This is a genomic window from Kitasatospora sp. NPDC096077, from assembly GCF_040303245.1.
Classification (GTDB): Bacteria; Actinomycetota; Actinomycetes; order Streptomycetales; family Streptomycetaceae; genus Kitasatospora.
Genome location: NZ_JBEOSV010000004.1, coordinates 333,508 through 347,465, shown reverse-complemented (window position 1 = coordinate 347,465; position 13,958 = coordinate 333,508). Strand labels below are relative to the sequence as shown.

General features: G+C 72.3%; 13 protein-coding genes and 1 tRNA gene. 7 read left to right on the top strand and 7 right to left on the bottom strand.

The window, feature by feature from the left end; translation table 11 throughout:
* Positions 1 to 107: 107 nt before the first annotated feature.
* Together ABTZ03_RS06925 and ABTZ03_RS06920 are read right to left on the bottom strand one after the other, a co-directional pair.
* Positions 108 to 1,559 carry a cellulase family glycosylhydrolase gene (locus ABTZ03_RS06925; protein WP_350511797.1) on the bottom strand — a complete coding sequence of 484 codons (1,452 nt, stop codon included), beginning with the start codon at positions 1,557 to 1,559 and terminating at the stop codon, positions 108 to 110.
* Between the two features lie 169 nt (positions 1,560 to 1,728).
* The gene (locus ABTZ03_RS06920; protein ID WP_350511796.1) at positions 1,729 to 2,355 is read right to left on the bottom strand and encodes a TetR/AcrR family transcriptional regulator; all 627 of its coding nucleotides are present in this window, start codon (positions 2,353 to 2,355) and stop codon (positions 1,729 to 1,731) included.
* Positions 2,356 to 2,563: 208 nt separating this feature from the next.
* Here ABTZ03_RS06920 and ABTZ03_RS06915 point away from each other — a divergent pair, with 208 nt between their 5' ends.
* Entirely contained in the window at positions 2,564 to 3,787 is a 1,224-nt protein-coding gene (locus ABTZ03_RS06915; protein ID WP_350511795.1) for an acyl-CoA dehydrogenase family protein, read from the top strand.
* A gap of 24 nt (positions 3,788 to 3,811) precedes the next feature.
* On the opposite strand, the gene ABTZ03_RS06910 is transcribed toward ABTZ03_RS06915, so the two are convergent.
* The 3 genes from ABTZ03_RS06910 to ABTZ03_RS06900 all read right to left on the bottom strand — a co-directional run bounded on the left by ABTZ03_RS06910 (position 3,812) and on the right by ABTZ03_RS06900 (position 6,040).
* Positions 3,812 to 4,414 (bottom strand): phosphatase PAP2 family protein, encoded by a 603-nt coding sequence (locus tag ABTZ03_RS06910; RefSeq protein ID WP_350511794.1) that lies wholly within the window; start codon positions 4,412 to 4,414, stop codon positions 3,812 to 3,814.
* Between the two features lie 171 nt (positions 4,415 to 4,585).
* Positions 4,586 to 5,395: an enoyl-CoA hydratase/isomerase family protein gene (locus ABTZ03_RS06905; protein ID WP_350511793.1), complete on the bottom strand. Its 810-nt coding sequence runs from the start codon at positions 5,393 to 5,395 to the stop codon at positions 4,586 to 4,588.
* A gap of 93 nt (positions 5,396 to 5,488) precedes the next feature.
* Complete coding sequence (locus ABTZ03_RS06900; protein WP_350511792.1) at positions 5,489 to 6,040, bottom strand: GNAT family N-acetyltransferase; 552 nt, start codon at positions 6,038 to 6,040, stop codon at positions 5,489 to 5,491.
* Between the two features lie 76 nt (positions 6,041 to 6,116).
* Between ABTZ03_RS06900 and ABTZ03_RS06895 the strand changes: the two genes are divergently transcribed.
* Positions 6,117 to 6,782, top strand: coding sequence for a TetR/AcrR family transcriptional regulator (locus ABTZ03_RS06895; RefSeq protein WP_350511791.1), 666 nt, complete (start codon positions 6,117 to 6,119; stop codon positions 6,780 to 6,782).
* Between the two features lie 291 nt (positions 6,783 to 7,073).
* On the opposite strand, the gene ABTZ03_RS06890 is transcribed toward ABTZ03_RS06895, so the two are convergent.
* Positions 7,074 to 7,149: transfer RNA gene (locus ABTZ03_RS06890), tRNA-Arg, on the bottom strand.
* A 645-nt stretch (positions 7,150 to 7,794) separates the two neighbouring features.
* Between ABTZ03_RS06890 and ABTZ03_RS06885 the strand changes: the two genes are divergently transcribed.
* From ABTZ03_RS06885 to ABTZ03_RS06865, 5 genes are all read left to right on the top strand, one after another.
* Entirely contained in the window at positions 7,795 to 8,379 is a 585-nt protein-coding gene (locus ABTZ03_RS06885) for a single-stranded DNA-binding protein (protein ID WP_350511790.1), read from the top strand.
* 354 nt (positions 8,380 to 8,733) lie between these two features.
* A complete protein-coding gene (locus ABTZ03_RS06880; protein WP_350511789.1) occupies positions 8,734 to 10,173 on the top strand; it encodes a Cys-Gln thioester bond-forming surface protein in 1,440 nt (479 codons plus the stop codon).
* A 313-nt stretch (positions 10,174 to 10,486) separates the two neighbouring features.
* Positions 10,487 to 12,151, top strand: a complete 1,665-nt coding sequence (gene ettA, locus ABTZ03_RS06875; protein WP_350511788.1) for an energy-dependent translational throttle protein EttA — start codon at positions 10,487 to 10,489, stop codon at positions 12,149 to 12,151.
* A gap of 109 nt (positions 12,152 to 12,260) precedes the next feature.
* A complete protein-coding gene (locus ABTZ03_RS06870; protein WP_350511787.1) occupies positions 12,261 to 12,704 on the top strand; it encodes an acyl-CoA thioesterase in 444 nt (147 codons plus the stop codon).
* Positions 12,705 to 12,799: 95 nt separating this feature from the next.
* Entirely contained in the window at positions 12,800 to 13,492 is a 693-nt protein-coding gene (locus tag ABTZ03_RS06865; protein ID WP_350511786.1) for a DUF8185 domain-containing protein, read from the top strand.
* Between the two features lie 54 nt (positions 13,493 to 13,546).
* Here ABTZ03_RS06865 and ABTZ03_RS06860 read toward each other — a convergent pair whose 3' ends face one another.
* Positions 13,547 to 13,951, bottom strand: a complete 405-nt coding sequence (locus tag ABTZ03_RS06860) for a globin (protein WP_350511785.1) — start codon at positions 13,949 to 13,951, stop codon at positions 13,547 to 13,549.
* Between the last annotated feature and the right edge of the window lie 7 nt (positions 13,952 to 13,958).

The following is a 13,958-nucleotide window of genomic DNA, read 5'->3' as shown; positions in this document are numbered from 1 at the left end:
CGCATGGCTCCACACCTACAATCACCACCGCGGACACACCGCACTCGCAGGCAAGCCACCCGCCACCCGCGTCCCCAACCTCACGGGACAGAACAGCTAGGGCGGGATCACCGGGCGGTGACGCGCACGGTCACCGGCGTGCCCGGGCGGGTGTGCGGGAGCCGGATCCGGACGGTGCCCGCGCGGCCGTCCGCGGGCTGCTCGACCTCGATCCGGGCGTCGGCGGGGGAGACGGCGACCCGGGCGCCGCGCGGGAACGCGGCGGGCGGCAGGACCAGTTCGCTGGGGTGCCCGGTGCCGTCGGCCGTCCAGCGGACCACGCCGTCGGCGGCGCGGACGTCCGACCCGGCCACGGCCGCCGGGTACGGGCCGAAGGCGGGTCCGTCGCCGGGGGCGGGCCGGCCGGCCGGGTCGAGCGCGCAGTAGCCGCCGGTGCCGCGGCACCAGTACCACATGGTCCAGCCCTCGGCGAAGCCGTCCATCGCAACGACCTGGCGGCGCACCAGTTCGGTGTTGCCCGGGGTGCGGGAGTTCGGCGGGCCCCACTCGCCGACCAGGACGGGCAGGTGGTGGGCGGCCGGATAGCCGGTGATCGCGGCGGTGTACTGCTCGATGAAGCCGTCGGCGGGGTTCCAGTCGGCGCCGTTCTCCACCGCGGTGTCGTAGAAGTGCGGGGCGTAGCCGAGCCGGGGCGCGCCGGGGCGGGGGTCGGTGAGGCCGGGCAGGGCGGTGGGCACGCCCTGGCCGACCAGCACGGTCGGTTCGACGAACAGCCAGGAGCGGGAGTCCACCCGGCGCACGGCGGTGATCAGCCGGCGGTACATGTCGGCGAGCCGGCCCCGCTCCAGGGCGGCGGAGGAGGAGGCGAGCGCGGCCGGGTCGCTCGGGTCGCCGGCCACCGGGCCGAACGGCTCGTTGAACAGGTCGTAGCCCAACAGGGAGCGGTGGCCGCGCAGTTCGCGGGCGAGCCGGGTGTAGAAGTCGGCCTGCCAGTCGCGCAGGTCGGGGTCGTCGTAGAGGTGGCGGAAGGCGGCCTGGACGGCGGGCTGGAAGTAGCCGGCGAACCAGTCCTTCGGGTCCGGGGTGAACGGCAGTCCGTCGTCGCGGGTGGCCCAGGCCGGGATGCCGTTGTCGCCGCCGACGAACTCCGGCCCGTAGACGTCCTGGTGGAAGTCGACCAGGACGAGCAGGCCCAGCCGGTCGGCGCGGTCCAGGAGCCGTCCGATCCGGTGCAGTTCGGTGGGGTCGAGCCGGCCGCGCTCGGGTTCCAGCCTGGTCCAGGAGACCGGCAGCCGGACCAGGGTGAACCCCTGGGCGGCGACGGCGTCGAGGTCGGCCGGGGTGGCCTCGGCGTACTTGTCGAGGTTGAAGCCGCGCAGCTGGAGGTGCCGGCCCTGGGCGTCGGTGAGCGCGGTGCGGCCGTCCGGGGCGGTGGCCGTGCCGGTGGGGAAGGGTGCGGGGTGCCCGGCGTGGGCGTGGGCCGTCGCCGTCGCCGGGGTGGCGGTCAGGGTGGCGGTGGCGGTGAGCAGCAGGGCGACGGCGGTGCGGCGCAGGCGCATCGGGGACCTCGTACGGCGGGGGGTGGGGGCCCGATGATGCCGGTGCCGCCGGGTGCCGCACAAGGGTCGTGCGCACAGTGGTCGCGCCCGGACGGGTCGCACCCCTTGTGTACAAGGGCCTTGTGGGGAGGGGGAGTTCGGCCGGCGTCGGGTGCGGAACGGGGGGCGGTCAGTCGCCGTTCGGTTCGGCGGGGGCGGTCGGCAGGACGGCGGTCGGCAGGTCGGCGGCGGCCGCCAGGCGTCCCCAGAGCAGGTCGGCCAGGGCCTGCACCATGCGGGTGCGGGTGCAGGGCCTGGTCTCCAGCCACCAGTCCCCGGCGGCCAGCACCATGCCGGTGATGCCGCGGCCCCAGGCCTCGGCGAGCAGGTCGCGGTCGGCGCCGAGGTCGACCTGGCTCTGCACGGCCCGGGTGATCTCCTCCGCGATCTGCCGCAGCGCCGGGGCGAGGGCGTTGCCGGCGCCGCTCGGGTCGCCCGGCTCGGGGTGGGTGAGCAGTCGGTAGACCTGGGGGCGGGCCTCGATCCCGGCGAGGTAGGTGTCCAGGACGTGTTCGACCCGGTCGCGGCGTTCCAGCGGTTCGGCCAGGGCCTGCCGGACGGCGGCCAGCAGGCCGCCGGTGTGGCGTTCGGTCAGGGCTCTGATCAGGCCGGTCCGGTCGCCGAAGTGCCGGTAGAGGATCGGCTTGGTGATGCCGGCCTCGGCGGCGATGGCGTTCATGCTGGCGCTCGGCCCCTCGCGCTGGATGACCCGGTCGGCGGCGTTGAGCAGCTGCTCGCGGCGGGGCTCTCGGGACATGCGCTGCTCCTCGGATCCGGGGGTGGCCTGGGCGTTGACATCGGTTACCAATCAGTAGCAGACTCCGACGATGTTACCGGGGGTAACACCCCGGTGGGTCGCATCCTGCGGTCGCGTCCCGGCGGCCGTCGGGCCGCGTACCGGTGGCCGTGTTCCGGCGGCCGCGTCCCGCGTCGTATCCCTTCTGCCCTTCTGCGGAGGCCCCACCATGAGCAGCACGTTCTCGCTGGACCCGGGCGCGGACCAGCTCGCCGTACGCGACTGGCTGCACGGCTTCGCCGCCGACGTGATCCGCCCCGCCGCGGCCGAGTGGGACGAGCGCGAGGAGACCCCCTGGCCGGTCATCCAGGAGGCCGCCAAGCTGGGCATCTACTCGCTGGACTTCTACGCCCAGCAGTACTTCGACCCCTCCGGCGTCGGCATCCCGATCGCGATGGAGGAGCTGTTCTGGGGCGACGCGGGCATCGGGCTGTCCATCGTCGGCACCACGCTGGCCGCCGTCGCGGTGCTCGCCAACGGCACCGACGAGCAGATCGGCACCTGGACCCCGCAGATGTTCGGCACCCCGGAGGACCTCAAGGTGGCCGCCTTCTGCTCCTCCGAACCGGACGCCGGCTCCGACGTGGGCGCGCTGCGCACCCGGGCGGTCTACGACGAGGCCAAGGACGAGTGGGTGCTGAACGGCACCAAGACCTGGGCCACCAACGGCGGGATCGCCGCCGTGCACGTGGTGGTGGCCTGCGTCGACCCGGAGCTGGGCACCCGCGGGCACGCCTCCTTCGTCGTCCCGCCGGGCACCCCGGGGCTGAGCCAGGGCCAGAAGTTCAAGAAGCACGGCATCCGCGCCTCGCACACCGCCGAGGTGGTGCTCGACGGCGTCCGGGTGCCCGGCAGCTGCCTGCTCGGCGGCAAGGAGAAGCTGGACGAGCGGCTGGCCCGGGCCCGCGAGGGCGTGCGGCGGAGCGGCGGGGGCAACGCGGCGATGGCCACCTTCGAGGCCTCCCGCCCGGCCGTCGGCGCGCAGGCGATCGGCATCGCCCGGGCCGCGTACGAGGTGGCGCTGGACTACGCGAAGACCCGGGAGCAGTTCGGCCGCCCGATCATCGACAACCAGGGCGTGGCCTTCCAGCTCGCCGACATGCGGACCCGGATCGACGCGGCCCGGCTGCTGGTCTGGCGGGCGTCCTGGATGGCGGTCAACAACCAGCCGTTCACCGCGGCCGAGGGCTCGATGTCCAAGCTGTACGCGGGCGAGACGGCCAAGTTCGTCACCGCGCAGGCGATGCAGATCCTGGGCGGCAACGGCTTCACCCGGGAGTACCCGGTGGAGCGGATGCACCGGGACAGCGCGATCTACTCGATCTTCGAGGGGACCAGCGAGATCCAGCGGCTGGTCATCGCCCGGGCGATCTCGGGGGTGCCGATCCGCTGACGGCCGGCGGGTCTACCGGGCGGCCTATCGGGCGGCCCAGAAGGTGAGCCCGGCGGTGAGGGCGCCCACCACCGCGCCGACGACCGTCTGCGCGGTGGTGTGGTCCCGGAGCACCACCCGGGACCAGCCGATCACCGCGACCAGCGGGTAGAGCAGCAGCCACAGCGGGCCGAGCGCGATGCCGAGGCAGGCCACCGCGCCGCCGGCCACGGCGGTGTGCACGGAGACCTTCCACCAGACGGTGATCACCAGGATCGGGACCAGCGAGGCGAACATCGCCGCCACCATCGCGGTGAGGTCGCGCGGGGCGTCGGCCAGGATCATCACCGCGAAGCTGACGGCGACCGAGCCCATGATGAACGGGATGACGGTCAGCCGGCGCTGCCGGTGGCCGACGTGGCGGTCCTCCAGGGTGCCCTTGCGGATGCCGCGCTGGATGAACAGGGTCGGGATGACGGCCGCGAACAGTGCGGCGAAGACGGCCCAGCCGAGGCCGGCCCAGCCGTAGCGGAGGGCGCCGATCAGCAGGCAGACCGCGATGATCACGTTCTTCGGCTCGACGCCGTCGGTGACCCGGCGGGCCCAGGTCGTCCGGCTGGTGGGGGCGGTCGTGGCCTCGGCGGTCATCGGGGTGCTGGCTCCGGGTGGGGGAGGACGGGTCGGCGGCGCGGTGCCGGTCGGATGATCGTACGTGAGCTGCCGGTGTCGCCTGTTCCCGTGGGCCGGTGCCGCCCGTTCCCGTCGAGCCGTTCCCGTCGGCCGGGCCCGGAGGGACGGGGGAGGACGGCCGGGCCCCGGTCAGAACCGTGCCGGGCGGCCCTCCAGGAACGCGCTCAGCCCCTCGCGCACGTCCGGGGCCTCCTGCGAGCGCCGCACCCAGGGCTCCAGCGCCTCGGCCGCCCGGTCCGCCGGGACGGCCAGCGCGGCCTTGACCGCGCCGATGGTCTGGGTCGACCGGTTGGTCAGCAGCCGGGCGAACTCCAGTGCGGCGGCGTCCAGTTCGGCGTCCGGCAGGACCCGCTCCACCAGGCCCAGCGGCAGCGCGTCCCGGCCGCGGACCAACTCGCCCGAGAACAACAGGTACTTGGCCCGGGCCGGGCCGACCAGCCGGGCCAGCCGCAGGGTCGGCACCGCCGGGTAGACCACGCCGAGCTTGGCCGGGGTGATCCCCAACCGGGCGTCCTCGGCGGCGAAGCGCAGGTCGCAGGCGACGGCCAGCTGGCAGCCGCCGCCCACGCAGGCGCCGTGCACCACCGCGAGGGTCGGGTGCGGGAAGGCTGCGAGGGCCTCCTCGGCGGCCACGTTGACCGCGTGGTAGTCGGCCGCGTGCTGCGGATCGCCGTACACCTCGGCGAGTTCGGCGATGTCCGCTCCCGCGCTGAAGGTGTTCCCGGCACCGGTCAGCAGCAGGGCGCGCACGCCCTGCTGCTCGGCCAGCTGGTCCAGCACCTTGGGCAGCGCCTGCCAGATCGCCAGGGTCACCGCGTTGCGGCGGTGCGGGCGGGCGAACTCCAGCACCGCGACGCCGTCCTCGCCGACGTAGGCGTTCAGGCCCTCGGCCTGGGCGGGCAGGGCGGAGCGGTCCCGCGTGAGCAGCGGCTGGTCCATGCGCACCTCCGGTCGGTCGTGGTGCGCCCACTCTCTCAGGTCGGCCCGGTGCGGTACGGCCCGAGGCCCGGTCCGCGGGACCCGCCGGGGTGTTCAGGCCTGGTCGGCGGCCCAGTCCGGGGCGAGGACCGCCCAGATCTCCTTGTCGTGGCGGACCCCGTTGTGCAGGAACCACTCGCGCAGCACGCCGTCCCGCCGCATCCCGACCCGCTCGGCCACGGCCCGGCTGCGGGTGTTGGCGGCCGAGCACCACCACTCGGCGCGGTGCAGACCGCGGGTGGTGAAGGCGTAGTCGAGGAGCTGTCGGACGGCGGCGGTGATCAGCCCGCCGCCCTCGCCGGCCGGCTCGGTCCAGGCGCCGATCTCGCAGTTGCCGCTGCGGGCGTCGAAGTGCACGAACATCACGCCGCCGACCAGCGTGCCGTCCCGCCAGATGCCGTAGATCCGGCTGGTGTCGGCGGCCTGGCCGTCGGCGTAGCGCTGCAGGGTGGCGCGGGCCGAGTCCAGGTCGGTGGTGCGGGTGGCCCACGGGATCCAGGGGTCGGTGTGGGCGCGGGCGCGGTCGATGTGGGCCAGGAACTCGGGGGCCTGCCAGGGCTCCAGCGGGCGCAGTTCGGCGTTCTCGGCGAGCGGGACGGAAAACACGGGCGGGCCTTTCGGAGTGGTGCGGCGAGCTGTCGACGTCATTCATAACAAACGTTTGGTATGTACGATAGCCCTCATGACGCCAGCCCGTGGAGACCATGACGCCCGCCGCTCGGAGGTCTCCGAGGGGGTGTGGCGGGTGCTCTCCGCCCGGGGCTTCGAGGGGCTCACCCTGCGCGCGGTGGCGGCCGAACTGGGCGCCTCCACCGGACTGCTGACGCACTACTTCCCGAACAAGCGGGCACTGCTGAGCCACGCCCTGGAGGAGCTGGACCGCCGCTCCGCCGACCGGCCCCGGCGGATGGCCCCGGCCGACGGCTCCGCGCCGCCGCCGGCCGGGCTGGCCCGGCTGCGGGCCGCGCTGCTCGACGTGCTGCCGCTGGACGAGGCGACCGAGTCCGGCAACCGGATCTGGGTCAGCTCCTGGGACATCGCGCTGGCGGACCCGGAGCTGGCGGCCGCGCACGCGGGGCGCTACGCCCGCTCGCGGGTGGTGCTCACCGGCCACGTGGCGGACGCCCAGCGGCTCGGCGAGCTCCCCGCCGGGGCCGATCCCGCCGGGCTCGCGGCGGCGGCGCAGGCCTTCGTGCTCGGGCTGGTGGTGCAGTCGCTGTTCGCCCCGGCGGAGTTCCCGGCCGAGCGGCAGACCGCCCTGCTGGACGCCTATCTGGCGGGCCTGGCGGGCCTGGCGGGCCTGGCGGGTTCGGCGGGTTCGGCCGACAGTACGGGTTCGGCGGGTTAGCGCGGAGCTCCGGGGTGCCGTCGTCGGGCATTCGCCCCGGATTCACCGATCGGTCGACCGGGCCGTTCCCGGACTTTGGGCCGCTCCGGCCGTTCGGGGCGATCGGGCCGGGCGGTTTCGTTCAGGGGTGGGGGATTCGCCCGTAATTCCGGATTTCCCGTGCGAACGGGCTTTCGTGGCGGTCATGACACGCATTGTCACGGGTTATGTGCGGTGCGTACGGGATTACCCGGAGGTCCGATACGGCCACGGAAAGTGTTCACGTGCGCGGTGGCCTGCGGAATTGCAGGGTGGTGCCCCCAGCAGGATTCGAACCTGCGACCTACCGCTTAGAAGGCGGGTGCTCTATCCGCTGAGCTATGGGGGCGGGACGGACGGCGCCCTGGCGGGCGTGACCGTGGCCGGGATCGGGCGACGAGCGCTGTGGGCGCGCGTGGTCCGGCCCCGTGCCTGAGGGTGGGGGTGGGGGTTGGTGGGCCCTCGCCCTGTCGGGGACAGGATAAGGGTGTCCAGTTCCTCGGTCGGGTGTGACGACACCGTCGTTGGTGTGTCGGTTCGGTGGAGCGGTCCGATAATCGCAGGTGAAGACCGTGCGTGCAGCGGTCTGGGACAGTTCCGGGCCGGACGTTGTGCACTCGTTACGGGGCTGCCTCCCCACCCGTTATGGATTCGACACGGAGAATGTCCCGCCGCCGGTGCGGGTGGGGGGTCGTATTCGGCTTGCTCCGGTCGGATGACGTGCGCGGACGGCTCCGGTCCGGTCTTCCGCCACGCTCCGGCCGGGGTCGCGATCTGCCAGTTTGTTGTCATGAGCGCGAAGAACGGGCGGCCTGGCGGTGTACGAAGGCCGAAATTCACCCCTGTGAGTGACTGCCGATTTTCACCCTGCCGATCGGCCTAGGAGTTGTCCACAGGATTTCGGAACGCGGTGGCCGGGATTTCTTCCGAGGCGCACTCTCGACTCGCACCGCTCGATTCCGTGCGGTTCATCGGTGGGAACGGAGGGTGGGTCGTGAGCGAGACGCATGTGACGGTGCTCGGCAATGTCGTGGCGGAGGTGAGCTACGGGGAAACGGCCGGCGGGGTGCCGATGGCGAACTTCCGACTGGGCTGCACCGAGCGGCGCTACGACCAGGAGCGGGCCTGCTGGGTGGACGGCGAGACGCAGTGGCTGAGGGTGACGGCCTGGCGGGCGCTCGCGGTGAACCTGATCGGCTCGCTGGCCAAGGGCGATCCGGTGGTGGTGACGGGGCGGTTGAGGGTGCGGGAGTGGACGGAAGAGGGGGTGAAGCGCAGTCGGGCCGAGATCAGCGCCCGGTCGGTCGGGCACGACCTCACCCGTGGCACCTCGGCGTTCCGCTGGGCGACGGGCGTGCGCGGGCAGCCGCCGGAGTCGGTGGCGGCGGCCGGGGTGGGGGCGGCGGGCGAGCCGGTGCCCGGATGGATCGTCAATGCGCTGGAGTCGCGCCGGGTCTCGGTGGCGGCCGCGACGCCCGACCGGCTCGCGTTGCCGCCGGGTGGAACGGCGGTGAGGGAGCACCAGGAGCGGGTGTCCGAGGGGGAACGGGGAGGTGAAGGGGAGATGGTGCAGAGCTGATGGTCGAGTGACCCTCCCTGTCGACAAATATGTTGATCGAGAAGGTTGTTGCGCCCGCACGCGCAATCTCGACCGGATAACGAAAAGTTGCGGAGCGATTCTGGCGGGGCGTCAGCTTGTGTGGAATCTGAGGGGGTTGATAACGATCGAGATACGGAATCGTCCTGATTTCGCATGGGGGTTTCGGGGCCTCTGGGGGTCAATAGGATTCGTACGGTTCATACCCGCAGCAGTGCCACAGGGGGCACGCGCGGTACGGCAAGTCGGCGGGCCGCCCACTCGGAGCGGCCCGGCCCGGAGGGAATCCTGATGGTCCAGAAGCAGGGGCGGAGCCTGTCCCGCATAGCCACTGTCATGCTCACGTCCAGCTTGGCGGTGGGCGGGGGTCTGTTCGCGACCGGTGCGGCGGTCGCGGCGGACAACCCGGGCTCGGGCGTCACCGCGATCGTTCAGCCGGGCATGTTCGGCGAGCGGGTGGACGTCCAGGGCAAGGACAGCGTCGACGCGGGCCTGTTCACCCTCAAGACGGCCTCCGGTGAGCTGCTGCAGACCTACTGCATCGACTTCGACAACCCGGTGTTCCTGGACAGCAAGGCCAAGTACCACGAGGCCGACTGGTCCGCGAGCTCCCTCAACAGCAACGCGAACGCCCCCAAGATCCGCTGGATCCTGGAGAACTCGTACCCGCAGGCGCCGATCGACTCCCTGCGCAAGGCGATCGGGGACAACGACCTCTCGGAGAAGGACGCCGCGGCGGGCACCCAGTCCGCGATCTGGAAGTTCTCGGACAACAAGACCGCGACCCCGCGCAACGAGCACGCCAAGAAGCTGCGCGACTACCTGACGGGCGACGCCAACAAGGGCGTCGCGGCCGAGCCGAAGCCCTCGCTGACCGTCACCCCGGACTCCGTCTCCGGCAAGTCCGGCGCCAAGCTCGGCCCGTTCGTGCTGAACACCAGCGCCAACGAGGTCAAGCTCGCCGTCTCCGGCGACGCCGCCGACAAGATCAAGGTGCTGGACAAGGACGGCAAGCAGGTCAACGGCACGCTGGCCGGCCCGATCGCCAAGGACACCCAGCTGTTCCTGGACGTCCCCGCCGGCACCCCGGACGGCAAGGCCGTGCTCAACGCCACCGCCGACACCACCGTCCTCGGCGGCCGGGTCTTCATGAGCGGCCTGGACGACCAGGGCAACCACAGCCAGACCATGATCCTGGCCAGCTCCAAGAAGCTCGGCGTCGCGGCCGTGGGCCAGGCCACCTGGAAGCAGGGCCAGGGCGCGATCGTCGACAGCTCCGCCAAGGAGGAGTGCGCCAACGGCGGCGTGCGCGTCTCCGTCACCAACACCGGTGACCAGCCGGCCGAGGTGACCGTGCAGCCGGGCCAGAAGATCGCCGTGCAGCCCGGCAAGACCGAGACCGTGCTGGTCAAGGTCGCCGAGAAGGCCAAGTACGACATCAAGGTGTCCGGCCCGAACGGCTACGCCAAGGAGTTCACCGGTGTCCTGGACTGCAAGGTCGGCGTGACTCCGACCGCGGCCCCGACGACCCCGGCCACCACCGGCACCGGCACCGCCACCCCGTCGGGCACCCCGTCGGGCACCCCGAGCGCCGGTGGCGCCCACCCGGCCCCGTCGACCACCAGCGCCGCCCCGGGCACCGGTGGCCTGGCCCAGACCGGTGCCAATGACTCCACCCCGATCCTCGCCGCCGTCGCCGGTGGCCTGGTCGTGGCCGGTGGCGCCGCGGTCTTCGTCCTGCGCCGTCGTGGCCGTCACGGTCGCACCACCGCCTGAACCGCCTGAGCGGGTCGGGGGAGGCAGCGACCTCCTGAGGCCCTGAGAGCGGAACCGGCCCGGTTCCCCGCATCCGCTGCGGGGAACCGGGCCGTCGCGCGTTCCGGGGCCGTCGTGCCTGCTCGGGGCGTCGCGCGTTCCGGGCCGTCGCGCGTTCCCGGGCAGGCCGGGGGCACCGCCGGGCCGGGCCGGAACCGGGCGCCGTCGCGGATACCCCGGTGGGGTCACCTGGGCGGTTCGGGGCTCCCGGCCGGGTGCGGCACAATGGAACGCTGCAAGACGAATACTCCCGACGACGCCGGAGCGATCTCACGTGGCGGAATACATCTACACGATGCGCAAGGTGCGCAAGGCGCACGGAGACAAGGTCATCCTTGACGACGTGACGCTCAGCTTCCTCCCCGGAGCGAAGATCGGCGTCGTGGGCCCCAACGGTGCCGGTAAGTCCACCGTGCTGAAGATGATGGCCGGCCTGGAGCAGCCCTCCAACGGCGACGCCTTCCTCTCGCCCGGTTTCACCGTCGGCATGCTGCTCCAGGAGCCGCCGCTCGACGAGACCAAGACGGTCCTGGAGAACGTCCAGGACGGCGTCAAGGAGATCAAGGGCAAGCTCGACCGTTTCAACGAGATCGCCGAGCTGATGGCGACCGACTACTCGGACGCGCTGCTCGACGAGATGGGCAAGCTCCAGGAGGAGCTGGACCACGCCGAGGCCTGGGACCTGGACGCCCAGCTGGAGCAGGCCATGGACGCCCTGGGCTGCCCGCCCGGCGACTGGGCGGTCACCAAGCTCTCCGGCGGCGAGAAGCGCCGCGTGGCGCTCTGCAAGCTGCTGCTGGAGGCCCCCGACCTGCTGCTGCTCGACGAGCCCACCAACCACCTGGACGCCGAGTCGGTGAACTGGCTGGAGCAGCACCTGGCCAAGTACAAGGGCACCGTCGTGGCCGTCACCCACGACCGGTACTTCCTCGACCACGTCGCCGAGTGGATCCTGGAGCTCGACCGCGGCCGCGCCTACCCGTACGAGGGCAACTACTCCACCTACCTGGAGACCAAGCAGTCCCGTCTCAAGGTCGAGGGGCAGAAGGACGCCAAGCGCGCCAAGCGCCTCAAGGAAGAGCTGGAGTGGGTCCGCTCCAACGCCAAGGGCCGCCAGGCCAAGTCCAAGGCCCGCCTCGCCCGTTACGAGGAGATGGCGGCCGAGGCCGACAAGATGCGGAAGCTGGACTTCGAGGAGATCCAGATCCCGCCGGGCCCGCGCCTGGGCAGCATCGTCATCGAGGTCGAGAACCTCTCCAAGGCCTTCGGCGAGAAGATCCTCATCGACGACCTGAGCTTCACCCTGCCGCGCAACGGCATCGTCGGCATCATCGGCCCGAACGGCGCCGGCAAGACCACCCTGTTCAAGATGCTCCAGGACATGGAGACCCCGGACAGCGGCAAGGTCAAGGTCGGCGAGACCGTCAAGATCAGCTACGTCGACCAGAGCCGCGCCAACATCGACCCGAAGAAGACCCTCTGGGAGGTCGTCTCCGACGGTCTGGACTGGATCAACGTCGGCCAGGTCGAGATGCCGTCCCGCGCCTACGTGTCGGCGTTCGGCTTCAAGGGCCCGGACCAGCAGAAGCCGGCCGGCGTGCTCTCCGGCGGTGAGCGCAACCGCCTGAACCTGGCGCTCACCCTCAAGCAGGGCGGCAACCTGCTGCTCCTCGACGAGCCCACCAACGACCTCGACGTCGAGACGCTCTCCTCGCTGGAGAACGCCCTGCTGGAGTTCCCCGGCTGCGCCGTGGTCATCTCCCACGACCGCTGGTTCCTGGACCGGGTGGCCACCCACATCCTCGCCTACGAGGGCGAGAGCAAGTGGTTCTGGTTCGAGGGCAACTTCGAGTCCTACGAGAAGAACAAGATCGAGCGGCTGGGCGCCGACGCCGCCCGTCCACACCGGGCCACGTACAAGAAGCTGACCCGAGGCTGACACCCAGCTGTCACGACGGCCCGGCAGACTGCCCTCCGGGGCGGCCTGCCGGGCCGCGGCCCGTCACCGAGGTCCGGTGACGGGCGACCGGACACCGAGGAGAACACCCGTGGCTCGCCACATCTACGCCTGCCCGCTGCGCTGGTCCGACATGGACGCCTTCGGGCACGTCAACAACGTGGTCTTCCTGCGCTACCTGGAGGAGGCCCGGATCGACTTCATGTTCACCCAGGCCGCCGAGGCCGGCGCCGGGGAGTTCGCGGGCGGTTCGGTGGTGGCCCGCCACGAGATCGACTACAAGCGTCCGCTGGTGCACCGGCCGGAGCCGGTCACCGTCGAGACCCGGGTGACCCACATCGGCAACGCCTCGCTGACCGTGTCCTACGACATCAAGGACGTCCACGAGGACGGCTCCGAGACGGTGTACGTCCAGGCCCGCACCGTGGTCGTGCCCTACGACCTGGCCGAGGGCCGGCCGCGCCGGATCTCGCCGGTGGAGCGGGAGTTCCTGTCCCGGTTCCTGGACGAGGCCCCGGTCGGTGCCGCAGTCTGAAAGTCCCCGGACCGCCGAAGAACCCCGCAGGCCCCTCCAAGGACCCTGAAGGCCCCCGAGGGATCCCCGAACCGACCGATTCGAGCTGAGCCGCGTTGACCGTCACCGCCCGCCTCGCCCTGACCGACACCGGTGAGGCCGCCGACCTGGCCGCCTTCCTGCTGCGCCTGTTGCGCTTCGACAAGGCGGCGGCCGTGCGGCTGCAGGCGGTCGGCCCGGCCGGGGAGGACGGCGTGCTGGCGGTCTTCGGGCGGCTGCCGCTGGGCGGCTCGGGCGCGCTGGCGATCCGCACCGCCCGGCTGGGCGGCCTGGACGAGCCGGTCGACCTGACCGTCTCGGCGGGCCAGCTGCTGGACGGTGTGGACACCGAGGCCGGCGCCCTCGCGCTGCCCGCGCCGGTGACCGGTCCGGCCTGGGCCGGGCTGCTGCCGCCGCGGGCGGGCTGGCGGCCGGTGGGGACCCCGCCGGTGGCCGAGGTGTACCCCGAACTGATGGCTGGCGTGCGGGAGTTCCGCGAGCGAAGCGAGGCCGTGCCGGAGCACCACCGCACGCGGGCGGTGCTGGACCGGCTGGCGGACGAGATCTGGTCCCGGCCGGTCGGCGTGCTGCCGGAGCTGCCGTTGCGGGCGGTGCACGCCGCGTACGTGATCGGCTTCCTGAAGCCGGGCGCCCCGCTGTCGGTGCACCGGGCGGGCGGCTGGCTGCGGTTGAGCGCCCCGGCGGGCTCGGTGGTGGTGCGGACGGCGGCCGCGCCGGGCGCGGGGCTGGGGCTCAGCCCGCTCCGGTAGCGGTGCCCGGTGGCAGTTACCCGGTAGCGGTGCCCGACAGCGGTACCGGGCCGGTCAGCCCGGGGTGTTGATCATCGAGGCGGCGGCGTAGGTCAGGTAGTCCAGCAGCTGTCGCTCGTGCTCGGCGGGCAGGTCCAGACTGGCCACGGCGGCCCGCATGTGGGTCAGCCAGGCGTCGTGCGCGGCCTTGTCCACCTTGAACGGCGCGTGCCGCATCCGCAGCCGCGGGTGGCCGCGCCGGTCGCTGTAGGTGCGCGGGCCGCCCCAGTACTGCATCAGGAACAGGGCCATCCGCTCCTCGGCCGGCCCGAGGTCCTCCTCGGGGTACATCGGCCGCAGCAACTCGTCCGAGGCGACGCCCTCGTAGAAGCGGCGGGTCAGCAGCCGGAAGGTCGGCTCACCGCCGACCTGCTCGAAGAAGGTCTCCTCGCTGAACGTGCCTCGCCCGATCTCTGTCACCCGACCA

Bases quoted from the DNA above. Each gene is read 5' to 3' on its own strand.
- ABTZ03_RS06925 (WP_350511797.1), bottom strand. From the start codon at position 1,559: ATGCGCCTGCGCCGCACCGCCGTCGCCCTGCTGCTCACCGCCACCGCC.
- ABTZ03_RS06920 (WP_350511796.1), bottom strand. From the start codon at position 2,355: ATGTCCCGAGAGCCCCGCCGCGAGCAGCTGCTCAACGCCGCCGACCGG.
- ABTZ03_RS06915 (WP_350511795.1), top strand. From the start codon at position 2,564: ATGAGCAGCACGTTCTCGCTGGACCCGGGCGCGGACCAGCTCGCCGTA.
- ABTZ03_RS06910 (WP_350511794.1), bottom strand. From the start codon at position 4,414: ATGACCGCCGAGGCCACGACCGCCCCCACCAGCCGGACGACCTGGGCC.
- ABTZ03_RS06905 (WP_350511793.1), bottom strand. From the start codon at position 5,395: ATGGACCAGCCGCTGCTCACGCGGGACCGCTCCGCCCTGCCCGCCCAG.
- ABTZ03_RS06895 (WP_350511791.1), top strand. From the start codon at position 6,117: ATGACGCCAGCCCGTGGAGACCATGACGCCCGCCGCTCGGAGGTCTCC.
- ABTZ03_RS06880 (WP_350511789.1), top strand. From the start codon at position 8,734: ATGCTCACGTCCAGCTTGGCGGTGGGCGGGGGTCTGTTCGCGACCGGT.